Origin of the sequence: Paraburkholderia dipogonis (assembly GCF_046027395.1) — a bacterium.
Classification (GTDB): Bacteria; Pseudomonadota; Gammaproteobacteria; order Burkholderiales; family Burkholderiaceae; genus Paraburkholderia; species Paraburkholderia dipogonis_A.
The window spans coordinates 15,917-38,188 of record NZ_JAQQEG010000050.1; the positions used below are offsets into that span (position 1 = coordinate 15,917).

Annotated in this window: 23 protein-coding genes and 1 riboswitch; of the genes, 13 read left to right on the forward strand and 10 right to left on the reverse strand. The window is 58.9% G+C overall.

Translation table 11 applies throughout. From position 1 onward, the window contains the following. The first annotated feature begins 94 nt into the window (after nucleotides 1-94). From PQR32_RS36010 to PQR32_RS36020, 3 genes are all read left to right on the forward strand, one after another. The gene (locus PQR32_RS36010) at nucleotides 95-247 is read left to right on the forward strand and encodes a hypothetical protein (RefSeq protein ID WP_408238811.1); all 153 of its coding nucleotides are present in this window, start codon (nucleotides 95-97) and stop codon (nucleotides 245-247) included. A gap of 40 nt (nucleotides 248-287) precedes the next feature. Continuing rightward, nucleotides 288-692: a GFA family protein gene (locus tag PQR32_RS36015; protein WP_408238814.1), complete on the forward strand. Its 405-nt coding sequence runs from the start codon at nucleotides 288-290 to the stop codon at nucleotides 690-692. A gap of 228 nt (nucleotides 693-920) precedes the next feature. Next, nucleotides 921-1,433: a low affinity iron permease family protein gene (locus tag PQR32_RS36020; protein WP_408238936.1), complete on the forward strand. Its 513-nt coding sequence runs from the start codon at nucleotides 921-923 to the stop codon at nucleotides 1,431-1,433. Nucleotides 1,434-2,314: 881 nt separating this feature from the next. Here the strand turns inward: PQR32_RS36020 and PQR32_RS36025 are convergent. Further along, nucleotides 2,315-2,548, reverse strand: coding sequence for a hypothetical protein (locus PQR32_RS36025; protein ID WP_408238817.1), 234 nt, complete (start codon nucleotides 2,546-2,548; stop codon nucleotides 2,315-2,317). A gap of 376 nt (nucleotides 2,549-2,924) precedes the next feature. Beyond that, nucleotides 2,925-3,116: a hypothetical protein gene (locus PQR32_RS36030; protein WP_408238820.1), complete on the reverse strand. Its 192-nt coding sequence runs from the start codon at nucleotides 3,114-3,116 to the stop codon at nucleotides 2,925-2,927. Between PQR32_RS36030 and PQR32_RS36035 the strand changes: the two genes are divergently transcribed. After that, a complete protein-coding gene (locus PQR32_RS36035) occupies nucleotides 3,115-3,387 on the forward strand; it encodes a hypothetical protein (protein ID WP_408238823.1) in 273 nt (90 codons plus the stop codon). The genes PQR32_RS36030 and PQR32_RS36035 overlap by 2 nt on opposite strands. 132 nt (nucleotides 3,388-3,519) lie before the next feature. On the opposite strand, the gene PQR32_RS36040 is transcribed toward PQR32_RS36035, so the two are convergent. Next, nucleotides 3,520-4,110, reverse strand: coding sequence for a TMEM165/GDT1 family protein (locus PQR32_RS36040; RefSeq protein WP_408238826.1), 591 nt, complete (start codon nucleotides 4,108-4,110; stop codon nucleotides 3,520-3,522). 9 nt (nucleotides 4,111-4,119) lie between these two features. Next, nucleotides 4,120-4,302: riboswitch (yybP-ykoY riboswitch) on the reverse strand. Between the two features lie 735 nt (nucleotides 4,303-5,037). On the opposite strand from PQR32_RS36040, the gene PQR32_RS36045 reads away from it, so the two are divergent. After that, the gene (locus tag PQR32_RS36045; protein WP_408238829.1) at nucleotides 5,038-7,062 is read left to right on the forward strand and encodes a TonB-dependent receptor; all 2,025 of its coding nucleotides are present in this window, start codon (nucleotides 5,038-5,040) and stop codon (nucleotides 7,060-7,062) included. A 224-nt stretch (nucleotides 7,063-7,286) separates the two neighbouring features. On the opposite strand, the gene andR is transcribed toward PQR32_RS36045, so the two are convergent. Beyond that, nucleotides 7,287-8,246 carry an anthranilate 1,2-dioxygenase regulatory protein AndR gene (gene andR / locus PQR32_RS36050; RefSeq protein WP_408238832.1) on the reverse strand — a complete coding sequence of 320 codons (960 nt, stop codon included), beginning with the start codon at nucleotides 8,244-8,246 and terminating at the stop codon, nucleotides 7,287-7,289. A 202-nt stretch (nucleotides 8,247-8,448) separates the two neighbouring features. Here andR and andAc point away from each other — a divergent pair, with 202 nt between their 5' ends. Genes andAc through PQR32_RS36070 form a run of 4 tightly spaced genes read left to right on the forward strand, consistent with a single transcriptional unit; the run spans nucleotide 8,449 to nucleotide 11,793 of the window. Then, a complete protein-coding gene (gene andAc / locus PQR32_RS36055; protein WP_408238939.1) occupies nucleotides 8,449-9,720 on the forward strand; it encodes an anthranilate 1,2-dioxygenase large subunit AndAc in 1,272 nt (423 codons plus the stop codon). An 18-nt stretch (nucleotides 9,721-9,738) separates the two neighbouring features. Beyond that, nucleotides 9,739-10,215, forward strand: a complete 477-nt coding sequence (andAd, locus tag PQR32_RS36060) for an anthranilate 1,2-dioxygenase small subunit AndAd (protein WP_408238835.1) — start codon at nucleotides 9,739-9,741, stop codon at nucleotides 10,213-10,215. A gap of 12 nt (nucleotides 10,216-10,227) precedes the next feature. Next, entirely contained in the window at nucleotides 10,228-10,557 is a 330-nt protein-coding gene (gene andAb, locus PQR32_RS36065; RefSeq protein WP_408238838.1) for an anthranilate 1,2-dioxygenase ferredoxin subunit AndAb, read from the forward strand. 27 nt (nucleotides 10,558-10,584) lie between these two features. Further along, nucleotides 10,585-11,793: an NAD(P)/FAD-dependent oxidoreductase gene (locus PQR32_RS36070; protein ID WP_408238841.1), complete on the forward strand. Its 1,209-nt coding sequence runs from the start codon at nucleotides 10,585-10,587 to the stop codon at nucleotides 11,791-11,793. Between the two features lie 135 nt (nucleotides 11,794-11,928). Here PQR32_RS36070 and PQR32_RS36075 read toward each other — a convergent pair whose 3' ends face one another. The 3 genes from PQR32_RS36075 to PQR32_RS36085 are packed head-to-tail and all read right to left on the reverse strand — an operon-like array spanning nucleotide 11,929 to nucleotide 13,041. Further along, nucleotides 11,929-12,330 (reverse strand): CDGSH iron-sulfur domain-containing protein, encoded by a 402-nt coding sequence (locus PQR32_RS36075; protein WP_408238844.1) that lies wholly within the window; start codon nucleotides 12,328-12,330, stop codon nucleotides 11,929-11,931. Continuing rightward, complete coding sequence (locus PQR32_RS36080) at nucleotides 12,218-12,478, reverse strand: CDGSH iron-sulfur domain-containing protein (protein WP_408238847.1); 261 nt, start codon at nucleotides 12,476-12,478, stop codon at nucleotides 12,218-12,220. The genes PQR32_RS36075 and PQR32_RS36080 overlap by 113 nt, the downstream gene beginning before the upstream one ends. A gap of 44 nt (nucleotides 12,479-12,522) precedes the next feature. Further along, a complete protein-coding gene (locus PQR32_RS36085; protein ID WP_408238850.1) occupies nucleotides 12,523-13,041 on the reverse strand; it encodes a flavin reductase family protein in 519 nt (172 codons plus the stop codon). Nucleotides 13,042-13,359: 318 nt separating this feature from the next. Between PQR32_RS36085 and PQR32_RS36090 the strand changes: the two genes are divergently transcribed. Both PQR32_RS36090 and PQR32_RS36095 read left to right on the forward strand, forming a co-directional pair. Continuing rightward, entirely contained in the window at nucleotides 13,360-14,247 is an 888-nt protein-coding gene (locus PQR32_RS36090; RefSeq protein WP_408238853.1) for a LysR family transcriptional regulator, read from the forward strand. Between the two features lie 409 nt (nucleotides 14,248-14,656). Next, nucleotides 14,657-15,736, forward strand: coding sequence for a porin (locus tag PQR32_RS36095; RefSeq protein ID WP_408238856.1), 1,080 nt, complete (start codon nucleotides 14,657-14,659; stop codon nucleotides 15,734-15,736). A gap of 96 nt (nucleotides 15,737-15,832) precedes the next feature. On the opposite strand, the gene PQR32_RS36100 is transcribed toward PQR32_RS36095, so the two are convergent. Both PQR32_RS36100 and PQR32_RS36105 read right to left on the reverse strand, forming a co-directional pair. After that, on the reverse strand, nucleotides 15,833-16,207 hold the full coding sequence (locus tag PQR32_RS36100) for a cupin domain-containing protein (RefSeq protein ID WP_408238859.1): 375 nt from the start codon (nucleotides 16,205-16,207) through the stop codon (nucleotides 15,833-15,835). 130 nt (nucleotides 16,208-16,337) lie between these two features. Continuing rightward, the gene (locus PQR32_RS36105) at nucleotides 16,338-17,567 is read right to left on the reverse strand and encodes an MFS transporter (protein ID WP_408238862.1); all 1,230 of its coding nucleotides are present in this window, start codon (nucleotides 17,565-17,567) and stop codon (nucleotides 16,338-16,340) included. A 385-nt stretch (nucleotides 17,568-17,952) separates the two neighbouring features. Between PQR32_RS36105 and PQR32_RS36110 the strand changes: the two genes are divergently transcribed. Next, complete coding sequence (locus PQR32_RS36110; protein ID WP_408238865.1) at nucleotides 17,953-20,334, forward strand: putative bifunctional diguanylate cyclase/phosphodiesterase; 2,382 nt, start codon at nucleotides 17,953-17,955, stop codon at nucleotides 20,332-20,334. A 13-nt stretch (nucleotides 20,335-20,347) separates the two neighbouring features. On the opposite strand, the gene PQR32_RS36115 is transcribed toward PQR32_RS36110, so the two are convergent. Beyond that, on the reverse strand, nucleotides 20,348-21,085 hold the full coding sequence (locus PQR32_RS36115; RefSeq protein WP_408238868.1) for a hypothetical protein: 738 nt from the start codon (nucleotides 21,083-21,085) through the stop codon (nucleotides 20,348-20,350). A 388-nt stretch (nucleotides 21,086-21,473) separates the two neighbouring features. Between PQR32_RS36115 and PQR32_RS36120 the strand changes: the two genes are divergently transcribed. Next, nucleotides 21,474-22,253 carry an anti-sigma factor family protein gene (locus tag PQR32_RS36120; protein WP_408238871.1) on the forward strand — a complete coding sequence of 260 codons (780 nt, stop codon included), beginning with the start codon at nucleotides 21,474-21,476 and terminating at the stop codon, nucleotides 22,251-22,253. Nucleotides 22,254-22,272 lie beyond the last annotated feature (19 nt).

Sequence of the window (22,272 nt, forward strand, 5' to 3'; positions counted from 1 at the left end):
AGAATGGCGCAGCCGTATGCTGCCGTCGTTTTACCTGGCAGCCGCTCGTCGAGCGGTTGCCTCTTCAACACTCTTTGATCGATAGGGGAGGATCATGCCGCTGAAAAAAGGAACGTCGAAGGGCACTGTGTCGCACAACATCAAGACCGAGACGAAACAGGGTAAGCCGCACAAACAGGCCGTGGCGATTGCGTTGAATCAGGCGCACAAGTCAGGCGCGAAGATTCCGAAAAAGAGCGACAAGTAAGGGACGGCGAGCAGTCCTCGGAGTCCGCGAAGGAGGCATCGTGACGACGAATGAATCGGTCGAAGAAACCGGCGGATGTGCGTGCGGCGCGGTGCGATTCCGCGTCAGCGCGCGGCCCCGGCGAGTGTCGATATGCCACTGCATGACATGTCGGCGAATACATGGCAACGTGTTTGGCGGCTATGCCATGTTCGAGCGTGGCACGGTGGAGTTTTCCGGTTCTACGCAGGCGTGGCAGAGTTCGTCAGGGGCGCGAAGGCATTTTTGCCCGACGTGCGGATCAGTCGCGTTCATGGAATACCTCGACAGCGACGAACTGGATCTCCCGCTGGGAGGCTTCGACCGTGTGGGCCTATATGAGCCGAGCTACGAGCTTTGGTGTTGCCACAAAGAGCCATGGCTACCCGCCGGAGTGCGCGCCGAATATAACGAGAACGGACCATGATGTCCGCACACCGGCCGTCAGGTAATCCCGCCGTAATGAGCGTCTGGGAGTCGCACTCGCGAGGCAAGAAGTACAAAGCCGGTATCAGTTGCCAAAGCGCAATCCGCGCGGATGCGGCTGGGAGCGACCAATCGACGCCGGCGGCGGCTCTGTCCTTGCAGAACGATTTCAACCGACAGCGGCATGAAGTTTGCAGAAGAGGACACGTGCAACCTTCTGGAGCCGGTCATGACTACCCAACCTGTCGCACCTTCGCCAACTGACGAACTCGCCACTGTTCCAGACACATCGAGCCCTGCCTACGCCGGCCGTCACCCGCTAACGCGTCTATTCGACCGGTTTGCAAGCCTCGTCACGCGCTGGGCCGGTTCACCCGCTGCGTTCTGTCTTGCCGTGCTGACGGTCGTCGCCTGGGTCATCACGGGGCCTATCTTCCACTACTCGGACGGATGGCAACTGGTCATCAACACCGGCACCACCATCGTTACCTTTCTGATGGTCTTTCTGATCCAGCAGAGCCAGAACAAAGACAGCGTCGCTTTGCATCTGAAGCTGAATGAACTGCTTTCCTCGCATCGAGCCGCAAACAACAATCTGATTGGCATCGAGGACGCGTCTGAGGAAGAACTTCGAAAGCTGGCGGCAGCTTACCTCCGTTTGTCCACTCAGTCTGATGCTCAAGTTTCGCCCGGAAAGGGCGGCGCGGTGGAGGAACCGGTCGGGCAATCCGTCGAAAGTTGACTTCAGCGTTGGCAGACAATCTCGCGCGAAGCGTTGCACCAACGTTTCATGGCCCGCTTTGATGAGCGGGCTCAGGATGGACGGCGAGTCGTTCGCCCAATCGAGGCGATTGTGTGGGACTGCGCAGGCTCGCGCGCCGTCCCGCCGGCAGCGTTGACTGCGCGGCAAGGGTTATTCGATCGTGGCGGCGTGAAAGCCGCACAGTACTTGCTGATCAACGACTGCGTACGCTGCTGCCTTATAGGCGGGTGATCCCGCTGTCTATCTGGTCAAACATGCACAGCAGGCGAGTCACTCGCCGGGCGCCACCGGGAGGCAATGTCTGCGCTGTTTCGAGCGCTGTAATACGCTGGCGCCAATAGACAAGTCCGAGAACACTGTTAGCGACAAGTTGTGGGAGTATGTGTTCGAGGTGAGTGAGATCTTTCTCAAGCTGATGATGCGACATATTGATCCTTTACCGAGATTGAAGCTCCCGAAATCTGACGCTCCGGTCGATTTGGTGGCCAGTCCCTCCGCCATTCAGCGGCCGAACCCTGCATGCAATTCGCTTGGCTTCGCCGACAACTGGCTGCGAAGGCAACCAGAAGCCTCGGAAAGAAGGGTTGTGAAGAGTCCCAGTTGGTTCGTCCTGCTGGGCATCCACATCTGGAGTGGACACGCGACAGCGTAATTTTCATTTCGCCGATAGCCGCAATATCCCAACGGGAATCACCACATGGTGTGCTTTAACAACCTTATGCGCGGTTGGTGGTGCATCTCCGCAGCATTGCGATTATGTTTTCCACTCTATCTGGCATGCGGGAGCATGTCTGTACGGTGGCGTACCGCGAAGGCTTCGTTTCTCGCGTGGGAATGGGTAACGAACGCTGCGAAGGCATTCATACTTGGCGAATCAATATCGAGTTCCGCCGCAGGCTCGTGAATATCCAGTTTTTACGGGCATTTCCCGTGTGCCTGATCCATCGTTTGATCGTTACGGATTGAATCGACTCCGTGTCGCGTTCCTTTTCTTCCGCAAGCACTGGCATGCCATCATCCGTCGCATTTTCCGCGGCTTCTCTTCGCCTTCTGTTTTCTTCCAATTCCTCTGTATTGACCTGGTCATCATTCATGATTCTCTCCTACCGATAGAAAACGGCTTCACCAACGGGATGTCGGCATCCGTCCCATAGCGTCGGCGACGGGGCACACTCGTAGCACGGGGCACGGGTCTTCTTTGCGCGCTAGCGCGTACGATCTGTTTCGTACACGAAGTGCCGCCGGCACCGACGTCCGGAATAATTGCGTTGCGGCGACCGCGGCAACGAGTGAAAGCGGCAACACACGATTCAGACAGGCTGATACAGAAACACGTTCGTTAAGCCAGCGGCAAGTGCCGCCGTTGACTCTTCAGGCCTTGCAGTCAGTGTGCAGATCCGGAACGGGCGCGTGCCGCAATGCCAGAAGGCTTGCCGGTCATCAAGTGGATGGGGTCTAGAGACCTCGGCGTCAACGCTCTGCCAACGGCGCTGAATAGCGCCACTTGCTTGCGTTTGAATCGATGAGGGCGTCATTGATGCGTCGTTTTTCCGCCCGTGCACGATCCGCCTGTTCGAGGGAGAGTGCTTGTGCCTGACGCGACAGAGCATACTCGCTCACGTTGCCCGACGTACGTGGTGCAATTTTGATTTGTGATCGCATGATGATTCCAGAACAAGGGACACTGAGTGCGACCCATGTACTGACTGTATACCCATCGCCCGATGCAAGCACGCTTTCCTTTACAAAGGTTAAAACCGGAACGGTAGGGCTGCGTTTTTCTCGAACGCGAAACGGCACGCTGGACATGTTCGACGACGCATCCTTTCGCGCGTTCTTGCAAAAAGGTGTTCATCAAAAAAGTGCCCGCGAGGAATTGCGAGCACCGTTGACTCTTCAGCGTTCGTCAGAGCGTGATTATCAGCCGGGCTGAAGTAGCAGCCGGGCTGAAGTAACAGCCCCAGCATCGCTGGCGACAGATGTCGGGGCCGGCTCTATGATTTTTGAGGGCATCTCAGGCGACCGCGGACGGCGCGCGCATCGAGCATACAAAGCAATTCTCGAACTAGAACAGCGGGTGCTCGTGCGGATACAGCGCCGTCCTGAGGGCAAAGCCGCCGAGAACAACGAAGATGACGGCGGCCAGAATGTGGACCGCCTTGGTTGGCAGACGGTCGGCGAACTTGTGACCCAGGTAGATGACTGGCACGTTCGCCAGCATCATGCCGAGCGTGGTGCCGGCGACCACCCCGAAGAACTCGTGAAATCGCGCGGCCAGAGCGATCGTTACAACCTGCGTCTTGTCACCCATTTCGGCCAGGAAAAACGTCAGCGCCGTGGTGCCGAACACACCCATCGGATGCGTGGTCGAAACCGCTTCCGCACCGTCAAGCTTGTCGGGAATCAGAATCCAGACGGCCATGACGGCAAACGATGCAACGACCGCCCAGTTCAGGATCGTGGGACTCAGAACGCTGGCAAGCCATGCTCCCAATGCGCCGGACGCAGCATGATTGATGAGCGTTGCGACAAAGACGCCGAGAATAATCGGCATGGGCTTGCGATATCTGGCAGCCAGCACCAGGGACAGCAGTTGGGTCTTGTCGCCGATTTCGGCTAGGCCGACCACGCTGGTCGAAACGAGGAACGATTGCATAGGTTGTGGGCCGGGCCGCGCGATAAGTACGCGATGACGCACATTCCGGCGACCCGGTCAGGTCGGAATGCGAGTCATCGGTCTTGCCAGGCATAGTGCTGTGCACGCCATGGCGGTCTGACGACCACCAAGTATGTTGACGGGCACCCTCGAGCATTGCGGTCGAGGCGGCTACTCCCCAATGAGAGGGGCGATTCTACAGTGTCCCGACCCGGTAACGCAAATCGTCAGCTTTCCGAAAGTCGGTGCGTTGAGATAGAACGACGCGAAGTTACGGATGCGGAATCTGGAGGCGACGGAGGCAAGGGCGCCTGGCAAGGGCGAGCATCGACGGCGCAGCGATCATCGAGGCGACCATTCCCACAGCGCCCTTGTAACCGACTGTAATGGCTGGCGCTCGTCCAGCGGGAATAAAAATTCGACCGATACCGTTCAAAGGGAGCCGTCATGGCTCCCTTTCGCCTTTGTCATCCAGACGCGGGCGAGAGCGGACGACAAATTGCAACAGCACGAAGTGCACTTCGCGGCAGATTCCGTCGACGGAGGCCCCAACCTTGAATAACAGGAAGAAAAACCAGAATTTTTATGAATATAAATCGTAATGATTTGCATTCTGGAAAAGGGTTTCCGATGTGGACGCCCTTGCATTGGCGGCCGATACGTGGAGTTGCACGCGGGGCCGCGAACCGGCACCAGACAAATGAGACAGGAGAATAAAACGTGATGAAGATGGATGTTCGAAGGTTTGGGAAAAGGGCGAGCGCGGGACTGACCAGCTCACTTATTGCACTGACGCTAGCGCATTCGGCTGCGGCACAGGACTCACTGCCGTCAGTCGGCGAACAGGACGGTGTCGCCGACGCGCCGACTCTACCGCCTGTACAGGTTCGCGCGGCAGCATCCGGGCAGGTCGCTCAGGACGATAACGTGAACGACCCCGACCAGGTTGCGGCCGTCAGCAAGACGGGAACCGCGCTCAAGGATTTGCCCGCAAGCGTGCAGGTGATCCCGCGCGCGCTGATGACCGAGCAGGGCGCGACGATGCTTCGGCAAGGCGTCAGCAACGCTAGCGGCGTGAATGTCGGTGGCCAGGATACCAAGGGCTATTACGATCATTTTCTGATTCGCGGCCTGAACGCGCAGATCTATAACGACGGATTCTCCGACGGAGATCTTTTGGGCGGCATCTCACACTCGTTGAATGGCGTCGAGCACATCGAGGTTCTGGAAGGCCCCGGGTCGGCGCTGTTCGGCAGTGGGCCGCCGGGAGGCACGATCAATATCGTCCACTACACCCCATCTTCCGATTTCCATTTCGGCGGCAATATACAGTCGGGCTCGTTCGGCACAATCTCCGGTAGCGGCTACGTGACGGGGCCAACAGGGATCTCGGGGCTGAACTATCGGGTCGATGCGACCGTATCGCGTTCCGATGGATTTCGCGATCTGGCGAGCCGTGACGAGGAAATCAGACCCGCATTCGAATGGAAGCTCGACAATCACAAGATCAATTTCTCAATCGATGCGCGCGACATTCATGAAACGCCCGACTCGTATGGCCTGATCTATTTTCATGGCTCGCCCATCACGAATGTGTCAATCGATTCGAAGTACTCGACACCCTTTGCGTTCGCGCGCGGCAACTACGTCCGCCCCACGCTCACCGACGAGTGGAAGGTCAATGATTTTCTGACCATCAATAACCGTTTCTCGTATTTGCACCGAAGCCTCGATGTGCTCGGCAATGGCGACAGTACGAGCACGAAGGTGAGCGGCGATCAAGTTGTCGGCCGGCAGCTACGGCAGCAGGATGATTCGGATAACAGTTTCGACTATCAACTGGAGCCGGTGTGGCGGTTTGGGACCGGCAGCGTCAAACACACGCTGTTAACGGGATTCGAGTATCAGCACCAGACGATCGATACTGAGCGCACCACGGCGGATTTGCCGAACATACCGAACGCTTTCGCTCCCGTGCCACCGGAGACGTCGCTCGCTGGGCTGGCGTTTCTTTGCGACGCAAAGCACTCGTGTGATAACGATCACCTGGTTGCAAACTACTACAGCGTTTATGCAACCGATCAGATCGACGTGACCGACAAGCTGAAAGTGCGGGCGGGCGTGCGCAAGGACTGGTGGGACACATCGCTCACGCCGAATATCACGGTGCCCGGGCGCTTCGACACAGAGGGACAACCGCTCGTTGCCGGTGTGACCGACTCACGCAACGACGCGCCGGTGAGCTGGAACATTGGCGTGCTGTATAAGGCACTCCCGTGGATGTCGCCGTACTTTGGCGTGTCGAAGAGTCATCTCGCCAATTTCAACTCCGAAAATACGCAAAATGGAATCGGCGCTCCGGAATCCGCGTTGCAATACGAGGTGGGCGTCAAGTTCTCGTTTCTCGACGAGCGGTACGTCCTCAATACGGCATTGTTCGACGTAGAGCGCGATAACGTGGCTGCGCTGACCACGATCAACAATGTGGAAAGCGTCATCTTCGACAGTCAGAGGACGAAGGGCGCTGAGGCGTCTCTTGACGCAAGCATTACCTCGCAATGGCACGTCGTCGCCAATTTCACGGCGCAAGATGCGAAGATCACCGACAATCCGCAAGGGGTGACGTCGGTGGGCAATCACCCGCAAGGCGCGCCTGCATACATTGCGAACCTATGGACCACGTACGGCTTTTCCATCGCGGGACTGCCGGGGTTTCATGTCGGCGCGGGTGTCAACTATGTCAGCAAGACCTATAGCGACATCACGAACGTCAATTCCATTCCGTCGTATGTGATTGTGAATGCCGCGTTTGGCTATGAAACGCACCGATGGGGTGTCGATCTCAACGTTCACAATCTCACGGATCGGCGCTACTTCATTGCTGCAAATGCTGCTGGAGCGTATGTCGGTGAATCCTTGAGTGCGTTTGTGAACCTCCATGCCAATTTTTGAGCCTGGGGAAATGTCACCGGGTGAAGTCGCAGGGGACTCAACTGGATTGACGGATAGATGTTGAGACGGTGACGTGGTTTGTGTCACCAGTCACGTTCGCGGTCGTGAGTGGTCACTCGGATTAGCTCACGGGTGACCGCCGCACGACTCCGACGACCCCGGCACGCATCGGCGCATCCTGCTGACGGCAGCGCTCGCGTTAGCGGAGCCCGGCGCACCTAGAGCTACATCCGCCGCGCCAGCGTGTCAGACGGGGATTCGCCGAATCGTTTCTTGTACTCGATCGAGAATCGCCCCAGATGCATGAAGCCGCAATCCATAGCAACGTCTGAAACATAGACACCAGCTGTCGCTTCACGAAGAATCTTATGCGCCTTGTCGAGACGTACTTGTCGTAGATACTGGGTGGGACTGACGCCCCGGAACTGCTGGAAGCCGTCACGCAGTGTCCGCTCGGCCAGCCCTAGCGCCATCGCCATATCTGGCAGTCTCAGGACTTCTCCACAATGTTCGTGCATGAAATCCTCGGCCCGCTTGACGAAGCCTGGCGACGCCGTCCGACGATTCGGCTCAGGCGCCGCGGTTGCGTGACCTGGCGTCAGCAACTCGAGCAGAAGTCCACCCAGTTGCCTGCCAACGCCATCATTCTTTCGAGCCAGATCGAGCAGAGCCGAGGAATTGGCAATCAGATTGAGTTGCTGCATCCAGCCTCCCAGCGCCGGGCTGTCGACATGAATGTGCGAGCCGAGACCGAGGCATGCAGACCACGCTTGATTGCCTGGCAAACCGGTGTCGATGCGCAGAATAAACTGCTCGCAATCCGGCGAAAGAACGGCGTCGAACGGCTCGCCCGCCGCACATAGAACCGCGTTTGACTGATCCACGCAGACAGTTCGCCCTTTTGTCCGTACTTTCGCCTGACCGGTGACGCAAAACATCAACAGGTGATAGCCGTCAACCGCCTCGACATCCACGCGCATCGCGGTTCCGAACGCAATGGTGCCGATCCCGACCCCGCCGAGCCTGACAAAGTCCATATGCGAGAGACCTGCCTTTGCGCCAGAGGGCACGAGGAGGTGTGGCTGCATCACACGGGAGATACGCTCACGCGTTTCATCGAGATCTGCGGATTCGAAGAGCCGGAATTCGCGCAAGGCCGGCGCGCTAAACGGAGACGTGAGCATGACCAACCGATGGGTAAGTGCCGCAATGATCAACTGTGGAAGTGTGGCCTAAAAATGGCCACGGCGAAATACGATTCGCCCGTCCCGACGAAACGTGCCGAAAATGGATAACGCCTCCTGTTTCCACCGGAAACGGATAGCGAATGCATTTTGGCAGCGTCAGCATTCCTCCATGGCGATATTCCAAACATGGAGGAGCATGATGCAAACGACTGAGATACCCCTGCGGCCAGCCGCCGAACTCGACGATGATTTCGTCAGATTTCCGCATACGGACGGCTCGCGTGTTCCGTACAAGGTGTTCAGCTCTCAAGCAGTATTCGAACGGGAGCAGGCACGGATTTTCCGCGGCCCGACATGGAACTTTGTGGCCCTCGAGGCTGAGATTCCGAATATCGGCGACTTCAAGAGCACGTTCGTCGGCGATACACCGGTTGTCGTTACCCGCATGGAAGACGGCGTGGTTGCCGCGTGGGTCAATCGCTGCGCGCACCGGGGCGCGATGGTTTGCCGAAAGGCGCGCGGCAACGCGACGTCGCACACCTGCGTCTATCACCAATGGAGTTTCGACAACGGGGGCAATTTGCTCGGCGTTCCGTTTCGCCGCGGGCAAAAAGGCATGTCCGGCATGCCTGCGGACTTCGATCCGAAGGCGCACAGTCTGAAGCAACTGCGCGTTGAGACCTATCGTGGCCTCGTATTCGCCTCGTTCAGCGAAGAAGTGGTTCCGTTGCCGGAATACCTTGGCAACGAAATGCGCCCGTGGATCGACCGCATCTTCCACAAGCCCATCGAATATCTCGGTTGCACGCGCCAGTTTTCCAGGTCGAACTGGAAGCTCTACATGGAGAACGTGAAGGATCCGTACCACGCGAGCATGCTGCACCTCTTTCACACCACCTTCAATATCTTCCGTGTGGGCATGAAAGCGCGCTCGATTCCGGATGCGAATCATGGCCTGCACAGCATCATTACCGTGACGAAAACAGAGGACGACACGTCGAGCGCGTACAAGCAGCAGAACATCCGCTCGTTCGACGAGGGCTTCGCGCTGGAAGACGATTCGATTCTTGCGCTCGTTTCCGAATTCGAAGAAGACACGACCAATCACATCCAGCCGATTTTCCCGCAACTGGTGATCCAGCAGATTCATAACACGCTGGTTGCACGTCAATTGCTGGCGAAGGGACCGGACAGCTTCGAGCTGATTTTCCACTTCTTCGGCTATACGGACGACACCTCCGAAATGCGCGCGCTGCGCATCAAGCAGGCCAACCTCGTCGGGCCGGCAGGGTACATCTCGATGGAGGATACGGAGGCCACCGAACTCGTGCAGCAAGGCACGGTGCGGGACGCCGACGCGACCTCCGTTATCGAGATGTCGCGTGGAAATCCTGATCAGCAGGACACGGTCATAACGGAAAGTCTGATCCGAAAATTCTGGGTCGGCTATCAGAAGATCATGGGTTATTGAATCAGGGGGTGTCGAGAGATGGAACAGGAAACACAACTGTGGATTGACCTCCATATGCTGCAAAGCCGCTACGTCAACGCGCTGGACAATGATCGGCTCGAAGCCTGGCCCGACTTCTTCGTCGAAGACTGCCTGTACGAGATCGTACCCCGCGAGAATGACGATGCCGGTTTGCCAATCGGCATCATTCACTGCACGAATAAGCGCATGTTGCGCGATCGGGTGGTGTCGCTGCGTAACGCAAACATTTTCGAAGAACACTCCTACCGTCATATGACGTCCGGTTTGACGGTCCTCGAGCAATCCGCAGATGAAGTGCGCACGGAGAGCAGTTACATCGTCGTTCAAACGCTGACAAACGGTGAGTCGTTCGTGTACCAGGCGGGTCGTTATCTTGACCGCGTGGTTCGGACGCCCAATGGCTGGCGCTACGCTGAAAAGCGTGTGATCTACGACACGTCGCGAGTACGGACGCTGCTCGCAACGCCGATCTGAACGGGGGTTTGAATGTCGGAAATTATGCAGTGGGTTGACGTGGGCGCGATGAGTGACTTTGCGGAGGACGAGCCGGCTCAGGTTGCCGTCGGCGCGCACCCAGTAGCGGTGTTCCGCGCCGATGGCGAATGGTTTGCCCTGCACGACCTGTGCTCTCATGGTCATGCGCGCCTGTCGGAGGGATTCGTCGAGAACGGCTGCGTCGAATGCCCGCTTCACCAGGGGCTGATTGACCTGCGTACGGGTGCACCGTGCTCTGCTCCGATTACCGAACCGGTTCGCACGTATCCGATTCGGGTAGTCAATGGTCGAGTGGAAATCGGCAGTACCGGAACAGAGTGACGGTCGGGCAACCGCGGGAGCTGAGCTATGCAGAGTCAAAATCTTATTATTGTCGGTGGCGGTCAAGCCGGCCGCAGGGCCGCGGAAGTGTTGCGCGAGCGGGCGCCCGATGCGCGCATCTGCATTATTGGTGATGAAACCCATCTGCCATATGACCGGCCGTCGCTTTCGAAGGATGCGCTGCTCGACGCAGAGCGGGAGCGGCACGCGTTCATTCGAAACGTCGATTACTACCGGAGCCAGCGTATTGAAGTGCGCCTGGGACTGGCAGTCACGGCGATCAATCGTGCGTACCGTTTGCTCACCTTGAGCGATGGTTCGGAGATCTCTTACGACCGTCTTCTGCTGGCGACCGGATCGCGTGTCCGCAAACTGCAAGGCGGCCCCGTGCATTACCTGCGCACGCTCGACGACGCCCGGAATCTGAGAATGCGGCTCGCACAAGGGGCGCGAGTCGTGATCGTGGGAGGCGGGTTCATCGGACTGGAGGTCGCGGCAACCGCCATCGGCCGTGGATGTGCGGTGACCCTCGTCGAGCCGGCTGACCGGTTGCTCAAGCGCTCGATGCCGCCGGAAGTCAGCGAGTTCATGCGGCAGCTCCACGTTGGTCGCGGCGTGGAGTTTCGCCTTGGGGCGCAGGTCACGGATATCCAGCAGGCACTCGACGGATCGGTGCGCGTGGCAACCAGCGAGGGCGAACTGTTCGCGGACGTAGTCGTGGCTGGAATTGGTGTAGTTCCGAACACGGAGCTGGCTCAGCGGGCAGGGCTCGAAGTTAGAGATGGCATCGTGGTCAATGACGAATGCCGCACCTCTGACCCGGACATTTTTGCTGCCGGCGAGGTCACGCAGCACTTCGTCGCCTCGATCGGACGTCACGTGCGTGTCGAATCCTGGCAGGTCGCGGAGAAGCAGCCCGCAGTGGCGGCCGCCAACATGCTCGGTGCGACCGAGCGCTATGATGAAACGCCGTGGCTTTGGTCGGATCAATACGACTGCAATATGCAATCGCTTGGCACTTTCGAAGGCGCTCATACGGTGGTCCTGCGCGGTGCGATTTCCGATGGCGCTTTCAGCATGATCGGCCTCAATGACGCCGGCAATGTACGGGCCGCAGTAACGGTCAACAAGGGCAAGGACATGGCTATATTCGTGAGAATGGTCGCTGGTGGTCCGGTAGACGCGAATCAGTTGGCCGATACGTCCGTCTCGCTTCGCTCTCTACTCAAACGATAGCTGCCTGCGGTGTTTCTCGAGGGGCTGATCTTGCGGGATGCAAGGTTGGCCTCTTTTCGCTTGCATTGTCCGCGAACGAAATTATTGTGTGTAGTCCAGGGGAGTGAGTTCGAAAACGCCCTAGCTTAGCTTGGCTTAGCTTGGCTTCGATTCGCCCGCTTGCTCGTTCGGAGCAGGCGGCCTGGTTTCGGTTCGCACAGTTGCGGCGGCCGCGGCGCACCCCGACCACCGTTGCGCCCGATGCGCGCCGTCGCAATAGGGTTTGCTCTCCGAGTGCCCGCATCGACAGAGACTGAAGATGCCACTGTTCGGAAAGCGATTGCCCAGGCCGTCGACGATTTCAAACTCGCCGACCACGTGAAGCGGGCCGGCGTCCATGATTTGACCTTTGACGATAGACATAGCAGTACCAGGTGGAAACTGATTATTGTGGAGCGGCGCTTGTATTCGACGCCGACGCCGACGCCGGATCGGAGCCGGCTTCGCTTTGCGGTGCTCTCGGAGAACTCGCGAATCCAGCCGTCTCGTGCGATGCATCACAGAACGGCAGCCTCGTTGACAGGCCACATCGGCACAACGTATAGACCTTGCGAGCGCGCACGATTTGCCCGTTGTCGTCCACAAGCTCGAAATCGCCCGTCAGTTGCATTGGTCCGTTGTCTACTATCTGAATCCTGTTCGTCATGGAGAATGTCCGCTTGTCGTAGTAAGTGACGTCGCTTGCCGCTATCAATCGGATTTCCCGACGGCTTGCAGGTCTGGATGGACGGCTTCCACCGGCTGACCCAGCGAATAGAAAGTCCCGCGATTGCAGACTAGCGGTCGATCATCCGTGCGGTGAATCTGCAATGCTTCACCCACCAGAATGGTGTGGTCACCGCCTTCGTATGCGGCCCAGCGGCGGCATAGAAACCAGCCCATCGTCCCGCTGAGAATAGGCGTGTCCGCGATCCATTCATGCGGAGGATCCCAGCGCTCGGGTATCCGGTTAGCGAAGTAGTGGCCGTGAAAGCCCTGATTTTCAGCCAGAATGTTGATTGCGTAATAGTTGTCGCTCGACAGAAACGCATGCGACTTCGCAGTCTTCGCGATACTGACTGCTACCAGCTGGGGGTCGATTGAAACGGCTGCAAATGAACTCGCGGTCATAGCGTGCATGCCGCCCTGGCCGTCAGGCATGGAAACGACGGTGACGCCCGTCGTAAAGGCTCGGAGTCCTTTGCGGAACTCTTCGGGATCGATCTTCAACACTAGCCTCGTAGGTGGGGTTTGTGGGAACGCGCGCCTGCATACGCTGGTCAAGTCCTATCGTTGCACTCGCCGGTCGCGATATCAAGACGAAGCCGTGAAACGTCACGTTCCATGCGGGGAACAAGGTGGCGAGCGAATGCAGATGCGAACGGTTGAGCAGCGCTCTCAAAGAGTGCTGGAAATCCCGGTTTGACAGATATTTTTGTCACCGCTACAAGTCGATAGGTAAGGAATGAACTGCAGTTTGCCGAGTGGAAAGCATTTTGTTGCAATCGGGAACGGCGTCAGCTTCAACGTTTCGGCATCCAGAAACCTATGATTGAACTCATCGACATTCGCGTATTTTCGAAACTTTCCGAGTTGATGAGCTTCAGTGCGGTAGCCCGGGTGCTGGCGATGCCGAAATCTTCAGTCAGCCGGTCTCTGTCGCGGCTTGAGGAGCATCTTGGCGTGGCGCTGATTATCCGGTCCAATCGCAAGGTGGCGTTGACGGATACCGGCCTGCTGTTCGCCGAGTCCGCAAAGAAGATACTCGACGACGTAGAAGAAGCGGAGGAGAAGGTCGGGCAGGTGCGACTGACCCCGCGAGGACTTCTGCGGGTCAGCTCGCCGGTAACGCCCGGGCAGTTCATGATCGCACCGCTTGTCCCTGCGTATCTCGCTGCCTATCCGGATGTCCAGCTGTCCCTGGAACTCACCAGCAATAAGATGGAGCCGCTGACGGACGAAATGGATGTCGTCATTCGGACAGGCACACTGGAAGACTCCAGACTGATTGCGAGAAGACTGGGGAGCGCCCGGCTGGTCCTGGTTTCAACTCCTGCATATCTCCGTAAGAGCGGCACACCTGAGTCGCCGCACGACCTCCCGGCCCATTTCCTCCTTGACATTGCCGACGGCCCGTCCGAGTGGCGCTTGCGTCGGGCCGAGGAGTTGTCGACCATCGGCGTCCATCCGCGCTTCTTTGCCAATGACACGAGCACGCTCCGGACAGTCTTGCTGTCTGGATCGGGATTGGCCTGGTTGCCTGACTATCTGTGTCGTCAGGACATAGCAGATGGCAGATTGGTACGCGTGATGCCGGATTGGGAAAGAGGCGAGCGGGAAATCAACGCGGTCTTTCCACGGCACCGAACGCTGTCGCCAAAAGTACGGTCATTCGTGGACTTTCTGGCCACTCATTTCAGCAGCGAAAAGCGCTAGATCTCGTTACGCCGACCTCCTTCCCCAAGAGGCGAATCCACTTGCGTGCGCGCTCCGCGCGTGTCCGGTTTGCACGGGTTTTCATTGCCATTGGCCGTCGCAGCTGTACCGACGCGGCGCGATGTGGCGCCCGGTCTCCATGTCGGTCTCCATGTCGAGTCTGAGCGCCGGTTGATCCGCGGCGCAAAAAATCTTTTACCGAATCTCATAGGCACGTTCTCGCTAACACCGTGAAAACCCGGATGACCAGATTCGGAATGTGGTGTTCCAGTCCGGAGCCTTGTGTGCCGAATAATGGCTGGGCACTTTTGAGTCATTGCGCGGAGCACGGAACGTTCAACTTAATCAACAAAACGTGCCGTCACGCAAGCAGTGATTTTGTGAAACTCATCAGTACAAGGGGACAAAAGTGAAGTCATGGTTCTATCCAGGTGTTGCAGCTGTCGTTGCAACGGCCGTACCCATCGTGCACGCGCAGAGTTCCGTTACATTGTACGGAATCCTTGACGTTGGGATTCAGTACACCACAAATCAGGGTGGTCACCATAGTGTGCAGGAGGCCAGCAGCATGATGCGTGGAGACCGATGGGGTCTTCAAGGCCGTGAGGATCTTGGCGGGGGGCTCAGGGCGGTATTCAGACTTGAAAGCGGATTTTCCCTGAACAACGGCGTGCTAGGCCAAAGCACAGCGACTGCTCAGAGAATATTCGGTCGCTACGCCTATGTCGGACTGGCAAACGACAAGGTGCAGGTGCTATTCGGACGACAGCCCGACTTCATGCTGGACTACCTGCAGACTACGGCGAATTCCTGGTACGGCACATCGCTTGAGTTTCACCCGGCAATCAACGCCAACTTCTTCGGGAACAACGGCAGCAATCCCTCGCTTGACCGCATTGGCGGAGGTGAAGTCGACAGTTCAGTGAAGGCGACGTGGAGTCCTGTGGAGTCACTCCACTTTGGTGCGATGTACGGGTTCGGCGATGCGCCCGGAATCGGATCGCCCAATAGCACGCAAAGCTATGGAGCGACATGGACGACGACCGGTGCGCTTCTGGGCGCTGTCTACACCACGCGAAAGGACAATCTGACGCCAGGAACACTGCGTACGCTAGGCGCCGGCGGCACGGCGTCTTTGGGCGATTTCATGTTCAATGCGCTCTACACCAACTCGAGGTGGACGCTGACCGGCGACGTAGCCGACATCTTCGATGTCGGTGTCCGGTACAACATCACGCCGTTCCAGGTTGTCGGAGTGGAATACACGTTCCTCGACAAGAACAATGGTCCGAAAAATGTCTTCTATGCAAGTATCCGAAGCACATACGGCGTGATCTACGACTACAAATTCAGCAAGGCCACGGACATCTATGTGACCTACGTTTTCCAGCATGCGACGGGTGGCCGTCAGGCCCAGCTATTCGGCATGTCACTCAGTTCGAGTTCCGCACAGGGCGTCGCGGCAATCGGCCTGCGCCACTACTTCTAGAGACGGTGGCCGCTGCGGACTGAAGACCGCAGCGGCCAGTCTGGGCGATACGCCCAATCGCCAGCCCGCCTGCAAACGATCGACCTCAGATCGACCTCAGATAGTTTCCACCGCCTTCTGCTTGCGGATGCGTGGCGGATCATAAATGCTGAGCAACATCAGCCAGCCCTCGCCAATATTTCGGATCGCATGCACCACGCCGCGCGGAATCCGGACGACTGATCCTGCCTTGACCTGATAACACCGGTCGGCGATGTCAATTTCGCCTTCACCGTCGAGGATATAAAACGCGTGGTTATCCTGATCAATATGCAACGGCGAATATCCGCCAGGCGCAACCTTCGCAATATCGATGTTATAGGCGTCGGTATATTCGGTGCCCAGAATGTTGAAGATGAATTCGTAGCCGCGCGATCCTTCAATCTGATGCGATCTCCACGGCGTATCGAAAGTATGGGTAATGTGGTTCATTCCAGTCCTCTCTTGATGATGGTGGCGCTTTTGCCCAGGCGTGCTGGTTGGAAGTCGAAACATGACTGTTGCAACTTGAGGCGCCATACGGGCGATGAGTGTCGCCCGCATGGCGCGGGTCATCGGATGATTATTGGCTGGCGTGCTCTTTCACAAACAGCATGCAGATCGCGCCCAGGAGCGGGCCTACTGCGAGCGCGGCAAAGGCCATCTGAAATGAGTGACTGGCCTGAAACACAAGGCCTACGACAGCCGGTGACATCGCCGAGCCCGACTGCCAGACCGCATTCGCGATGCCGGCGGCTGAGCCGGCCCGATTGATGCCGCTCTGCTCGGCAACCAGCGTCACCAGCAGCGGGCTGTAGACGAATGCTCCGATGCCGATGAACGGAGCCGCGAGACGAAATGCATCGATATCTGAAAGGTGCCCGAACGCCAGCAGAACTACAAAGAAGAAGATAAACGACGCGACCGTCAATGCTTTCCGGCGTCCGCCCAGTTTGTCGGAGAGCCAGCCGATCGACGGTTTGCTGACTAGCCCTGCAATTCCCGCGATCGCCACAATGAATCCCGCTTGCACCGGAACGAGGTGATGTCCTTTTACCATGAGCGAAATCGCCCACGACGCAAAGCCGAGTGTGCCCCAGAACCCGCCGCAGCCAGCGAGCGCAAGCAAAACGAAGTTGCGCGTGAGGAGGGTCCTCAAGCGCAATTTTTCCGGGGTGCGTCCCGACAGATTGACGTCGGAATGGACGGAATGGTTGCGGACGATCACCGCAGTCAGGATCGCCAGTATCAGCGCACAAATGCCGAGTCCGTGATAGGTGTTGCGCCAGCCAAGCTGGGTGACGACGCCAGGCAGAACCGCGTTGGTCACAATGACCGCGATGGAAGACGCGCTCATCAGCAGGCCGACGGCTCTCCCGCGTTCGTGCCGGGTAAACCACGTCGAAACGAGCTTTACGCCGGCCGCGTAGTCGGCGCCCGCAGTCAGTCCCATGATGCATTGCAATACGAGCCCCACACCTAATGACGGGGTGTAACCGAAGCAGAACGTCGCGACTGCGAGGCCGAAAAGGGAGACGGACAGCGTTGTGCGGCCACCGATCCGATCGGTCGTGACACCGCCCACGACATTGGAGAGAACGTAGCCCGCGTAGAACGCCGTGACAAATACGCCGAGGGCGGCAATGGGAAGCCCCAGTGACTGTCCGGCGGGAAGTGCCAGCGTTCCCCAGGCGAGGCGGCAGACCGTGCTTAGCATGAGCCCGGCCCACGCGAAAAACAGAATCACCCAGCGGAATCTGGCGACTTCTACTTCGTCACTACAGCCAGTTGGCGTCGGAATGGCCGCTTGCATACTGTCTCCTCGCTACGATTGTCGGCTCGCTTTCGCGAGCGGGAATGGTGTCTATGATCGTGCGAAAACCCGGAGAACAAAATCCGTCTACGGCAAAACCATGTTCCCGGCGTGGAACGACAGCGCGGCACCTCCAGAAAATCCCGAGCATGCCGTAAACAAGCGGTGGTCCGACAAAACGCGGGCCGGGATCAGCGTCGTTCGTCATGGGTCGTCCCCCGGAAACCGGCACCTCTGATGGCCTTCCGCCCAGCCTGCTCGAACAGATTAACCCGTCGACGTGACGTTCCACATTGGAGCAACCGTGACCAGAAAGAAAGATACCCAAAGGCGTCGCTACCTGTGGCGAGGCGATTCAGGGGCAGACCCATTGGCGCAGTCGTCGTTGAATGCGCCCCCACCGGCGCGGCGCACCGCAGTATTTGGACTCATCCTCGTTCTGCTGAGCGTGCCGCTTCTGGCCTTCTGGGGAGCTTATGAAAGCTTGAGCGCCGGCTTCGCCGCGCAAGCTGCCAACGAGGCGGATAACGCTTTCGAGGAAGCCCGCTACAGCGTCGCATGGGAGGAGTCGGCCGAACGCAAGTACTTCCTCGACCCACGTCCGGAAGTTCTGCGCGAGCACAGCGAAGCCGGCGCGGCACTGGACGCTTCGCTGAAGAAGGCGATGGCGCTTGAACCCGGCAGCAGCACGATGCTGCTCGGCCTGCTGGAGAAGCACGCGAAGTATCGATCGTTCGCCAAGCCGATGTTCAAGGCCGTCGACGATCACGACATCGCGAAAGCCAATGAGATCGACGAGGATTCGGCCGATCCGCTCTTCGACGATATCGAGCATCAGGTCCTCGCAGCAGCGGCACAGCATCGCGACGATGCGACGACGCAACTCAACCGGCTCGTTGCCGTGCAACGGATCGTCCTGATATCGACCCCTGTGGTTCTGGCGATCGGCGTGGGGCTGACGCTGCTGTTTCTGCAGATGCTGCGGCGTATTCGCAAGAACGCGGACGCGGCGGCCCAGGACGCGCTGCGCACGAGCGAGCAGAGGCTGCAGGCGCTTGTCGCGAACACCTCGGACGCGATACTCGTTTCGGACATCGACGGGACGGTGACTTACGAGGCGCCGACGCGAAGACCGGATCCGTTGCAGAACATGGGTCAGCTCGTCGGTAGCAGTCTGCTCGATCCGATCCATCCCACTGATCGTCCCGCGTTGGCGGGTCTGTTGCAGACCGTGGCGTCGACGGCTCGATCCACGAAGTCCATCGAGATTCGCACGCGAGGCGAGGGCGATGCGTGGCGCTATATTCAGCTTACTCTGACGAACCTGCTCGACGAACCAGCGGTCGGCGCGATCGTGGCGACAGCGAGCGACACCACCGAAAGAAAGAACTTCGAAGAGCAACTCGCGCGCAGGGCGTTCTACGATACGCTCACCGCGTTACCAAACCGCGCACTGCTGCTCGACCGGATTGGTCAGGCCGAAGTTCGCGCGCGTCGACGCAATGCGATGATCGGCGTCGTTTTCATCGACCTGGACAACTTCAAGCGCGTCAACGACAGTCTTGGACATCACGTGGGAGACCGGTTGCTGATCGCAGCGGCCAAGCGCCTCGAAGGCTGTGTTCGTCCCTCCGATACTGTCGCGCGATTGGGCGGAGACGAATTCGTCATCCTGCTGGAACACCTCGGCAGTGAAGCAACCAGCGAAGGGACTCTGGTCGCGGACAACATCCTTGCTCAGTTCAGTCAACCGTTCGATCTCGACAACAAGCAGTACATCGTCAGCGCGAGCGTCGGGCTCGCATTCGCGCGCGCCGGTGGCGGCCGCGGCGATGCTGAAACGTTATTGCGGGACGCCGACGTCGCGATGTACCGGGCCAAGAATGGCGGAAAGGGCCGCTATGTGGTCTTCGAAGAGAACATGCACACGGAAGCCGTCAAAAAGCTGGAGATCGAGACGGACCTGCGTTACGCGATCGAGCATCGCGAACTGCGCGTGTATTTTCAGCCCATCATGCAGCTTCAGGCGGCCGGGTTCAGTGAAATGGAAGCGCTCGTGCGGTGGCAGCACCCCACGCGGGGTTTGTTGCCGCCGTCCGAGTTCATTGCGATTGCAGAAGAAAGCGGCCTGATCATTCCGCTCGGACGATACGTACTGGAAGAGGCTTGCCAGCAAGTCGCGCGCTGGCAAAGGGAGTTCCCAACCGAGCCGCCACTGCAGATCAGCGTCAATCTTTCCCCCAGGCAGTTCGATGATCCTAACCTCGTGGCGGACGTGGCGGCGGCGCTGACCAGTGCTCACATCGGCGCGTCGGCGTTGAAACTGGAGGTCACGGAAGGTCTGATCATGCGGGATACGGCAAAGAGCATCGAGACGCTCCGAAAGCTGAAAGAATTTGGCGTAACGATCGCAATCGATGACTTCGGTACGGGTTACTCGTCGCTAAGTTATCTTCGCAAGCTGCCGCTGGACGTGCTGAAGATCGATCGATCCTTCGTTCAGGGCATCGGCACGAGTGCCGAAGACGATGCGATCGTTCGAGCCGTCATCTCCATGGCGCAGTCTCTTGGGTTGTCCGTCACGGCCGAGGGCATTGAAACGGCCGAGCAGGCGCGGCTCCTGCGGGAATGGTCCTGCCAAACGGGACAGGGCTATCTGTTCTCACGGCCTCTGCCCGCGGAAGAGTTCACGACTTTGTTTCGCGCGCGTTCTCCTGGTTCCGGCCACAGCCATTCCGCGGGGGACGTCACCGCGGAACTGCTCTGACGCAAGGCGCGTCTCACATCATGCCGCCCGAGCTTCCAATGCCGCCCACCCCGGTCCCGCCCGTGCTGTTATTCGGTGATGCCGCAATCGGGTGTGCCGCCCCCATCGTGGCCATCAGTGCGACGGCGGCGGCGGCCGGTTCGCCGTTGGCGTCGATGGCGCCGCGAGCGAGCAGCGCTTCGAGATCGCTGTCCTCGCCGGGTTGACCGGCAGCGAATGCGGTAGTCAGGAAATTGGGTGTGGACAGCGTGACAGCGTACGTTTGCTGCACATTCTGGACGACCGCGGCCTGCGCAGTCAGAACGTCGGTCTGATTCGCGAGCACCTGCTGAAACTGTGTGTTCACCCCGAAGCCGGCGACGAGTCCGGTTTCATTCGTGCCGAGTTGCGCCGCCAGATACGACACCAGCAGATCCGTCTCCGGCGTGACGTTGTACGTGCCGCCGGCGAATGCAACGGAATGCAGCATTGTCACGCCCGAGGTCGCGGCGATCATGCACGGCATCACTGCGCCGAGCGTCGCGTGGTAGTTTCCGTTCGCATCCGCTGCAACCGACATCGAGCCCCGCGCGCAGTCGATGCTGATCGTCGCGTTCGCAAGTGCCTTGCCGGTTGCCGCGGTGCCGGCGATCGAAACCATCGACGTGCTGCCGCCACCACCCCCGCCTCCGCAGCCGGCGACCAACGCAACGGATGCCATCAGCAGCAGTGTGCCGACAGGCCGAATGAATTGCTGCTGTCGAATGTTCATCGAAGTCTGCCGTTGGTTCGGACATGCTGTCTAAACGATTCGGTGCGGCCGCCTATTCCATCTTTCGTGTAAACGTTCATGCTGAACAGGCATGGCAAAATGGGCTGGCCTGAGCGGCGGCGCAGCTTTGCGCCACAAATATTCACGGCTCGCAACGGCAAACGCTCACTTCACACGATTGGAATAGAGCGACCCCTACGGACGTTTACTCACGGTATTGACGCCGGATATTTCGAGCGCGTTCCGTGCCGGGGCGTCATTCCCGGGCAAGAAAGAAGGATTTATGCCGCGGGCCCTGATTCGCCGCGCGCGTGCGTGGACCTGCGACGGACGGCATTCCGTCATTGAGAGGCATCAGGGCAGCGTAGTCGCAACCTGCAAACGAGCCATGAACGACGACCGTGACCGGAGGACGCAAGGCTTGAGCGGTACAGATTTGCGGCCGCTGTCGGCGTTTGCCGACAATGAGCTGTCCGCGTCGGAGCGCGCAGCCACGCTCGTCTGGCTGACGACCGACCTCGGGGCGGCCGAACGTGTGGGCGATTACCGCGCGCAAAAAGCCGCGCTTGCTGCCTTGTTCAGGGATCCGCGAGACGATACGCGTTGTATCGTCGTACGCCGTCTCACGCCATGGTGGCGGCAGGCTGGCCTCGCAGCCTCCTGCATAGCGATGGGCGTGGCGCTCGGCTCGTCATCCGGTTGGGTGTCGGCGAATTTCGCGGCCGATCCACCCGTGTTCGCGGAGCGCGCCGACATCGCTTTCGCGGTGTACGCACCCGAGCAACGCCACCCCGTGGAGGTCGCGGCGCTGCAACGCGACCAACTGGTCAACTGGCTGTCGCGGCGCCTCGATCGACAGTTGTCAGTGGCTTCGCTTCGGGAATATGGGTATTCGCTGATCGGCGGCCGCCTGCTGCCCGGCGAGTCCGGGCCTGCCGCGCAATTCATGTATCAGAACACGGCAGGCGCCCGGCTCACGATGTACGTAGCCGCGGTTCCAAAGGATGCGACAGCATTCCGCCTGTTTCGTGACGGTAATCGCAGCACGTTCTACTGGGGGAGCCAGGGAACGGGCTGCGCGCTGACCGGTCAACTCTCTGAGGCGCAATTGCGACCCATGGCGATCGACGCATGCAGCATGCTAGGGCAACCCTTCAAACGCCGGTAAACCAGCCACGGATTAAACC

Excerpts from the sequence above, each read along its gene's own strand:
- PQR32_RS36010 (WP_408238811.1), top strand. The coding sequence starts at position 95 with ATGCCGCTGAAAAAAGGAACGTCGAAGGGCACTGTGTCGCACAACATC.
- PQR32_RS36020 (WP_408238936.1), top strand. The coding sequence starts at position 921 with ATGACTACCCAACCTGTCGCACCTTCGCCAACTGACGAACTCGCCACT.
- PQR32_RS36025 (WP_408238817.1), bottom strand. The coding sequence starts at position 2,548 with ATGAATGATGACCAGGTCAATACAGAGGAATTGGAAGAAAACAGAAGG.
- PQR32_RS36035 (WP_408238823.1), top strand. The coding sequence starts at position 3,115 with ATGATGATTCCAGAACAAGGGACACTGAGTGCGACCCATGTACTGACT.
- PQR32_RS36030 (WP_408238820.1), bottom strand. The coding sequence starts at position 3,116 with ATGCGATCACAAATCAAAATTGCACCACGTACGTCGGGCAACGTGAGC.
- PQR32_RS36040 (WP_408238826.1), bottom strand. The coding sequence starts at position 4,110 with ATGCAATCGTTCCTCGTTTCGACCAGCGTGGTCGGCCTAGCCGAAATC.
- andR (WP_408238832.1), bottom strand. The coding sequence starts at position 8,246 with ATGCTCACGTCTCCGTTTAGCGCGCCGGCCTTGCGCGAATTCCGGCTC.
- andAc (WP_408238939.1), top strand. The coding sequence starts at position 8,449 with ATGCAAACGACTGAGATACCCCTGCGGCCAGCCGCCGAACTCGACGAT.
- andAd (WP_408238835.1), top strand. The coding sequence starts at position 9,739 with ATGGAACAGGAAACACAACTGTGGATTGACCTCCATATGCTGCAAAGC.
- andAb (WP_408238838.1), top strand. The coding sequence starts at position 10,228 with ATGTCGGAAATTATGCAGTGGGTTGACGTGGGCGCGATGAGTGACTTT.
- PQR32_RS36070 (WP_408238841.1), top strand. The coding sequence starts at position 10,585 with ATGCAGAGTCAAAATCTTATTATTGTCGGTGGCGGTCAAGCCGGCCGC.
- PQR32_RS36075 (WP_408238844.1), bottom strand. The coding sequence starts at position 12,330 with ATGCATCGCACGAGACGGCTGGATTCGCGAGTTCTCCGAGAGCACCGC.
- PQR32_RS36080 (WP_408238847.1), bottom strand. The coding sequence starts at position 12,478 with ATGACGAACAGGATTCAGATAGTAGACAACGGACCAATGCAACTGACG.
- PQR32_RS36090 (WP_408238853.1), top strand. The coding sequence starts at position 13,360 with ATGATTGAACTCATCGACATTCGCGTATTTTCGAAACTTTCCGAGTTG.
- PQR32_RS36100 (WP_408238859.1), bottom strand. The coding sequence starts at position 16,207 with ATGAACCACATTACCCATACTTTCGATACGCCGTGGAGATCGCATCAG.
- PQR32_RS36105 (WP_408238862.1), bottom strand. The coding sequence starts at position 17,567 with ATGCAAGCGGCCATTCCGACGCCAACTGGCTGTAGTGACGAAGTAGAA.
- PQR32_RS36115 (WP_408238868.1), bottom strand. The coding sequence starts at position 21,085 with ATGAACATTCGACAGCAGCAATTCATTCGGCCTGTCGGCACACTGCTG.
- PQR32_RS36120 (WP_408238871.1), top strand. The coding sequence starts at position 21,474 with ATGAACGACGACCGTGACCGGAGGACGCAAGGCTTGAGCGGTACAGAT.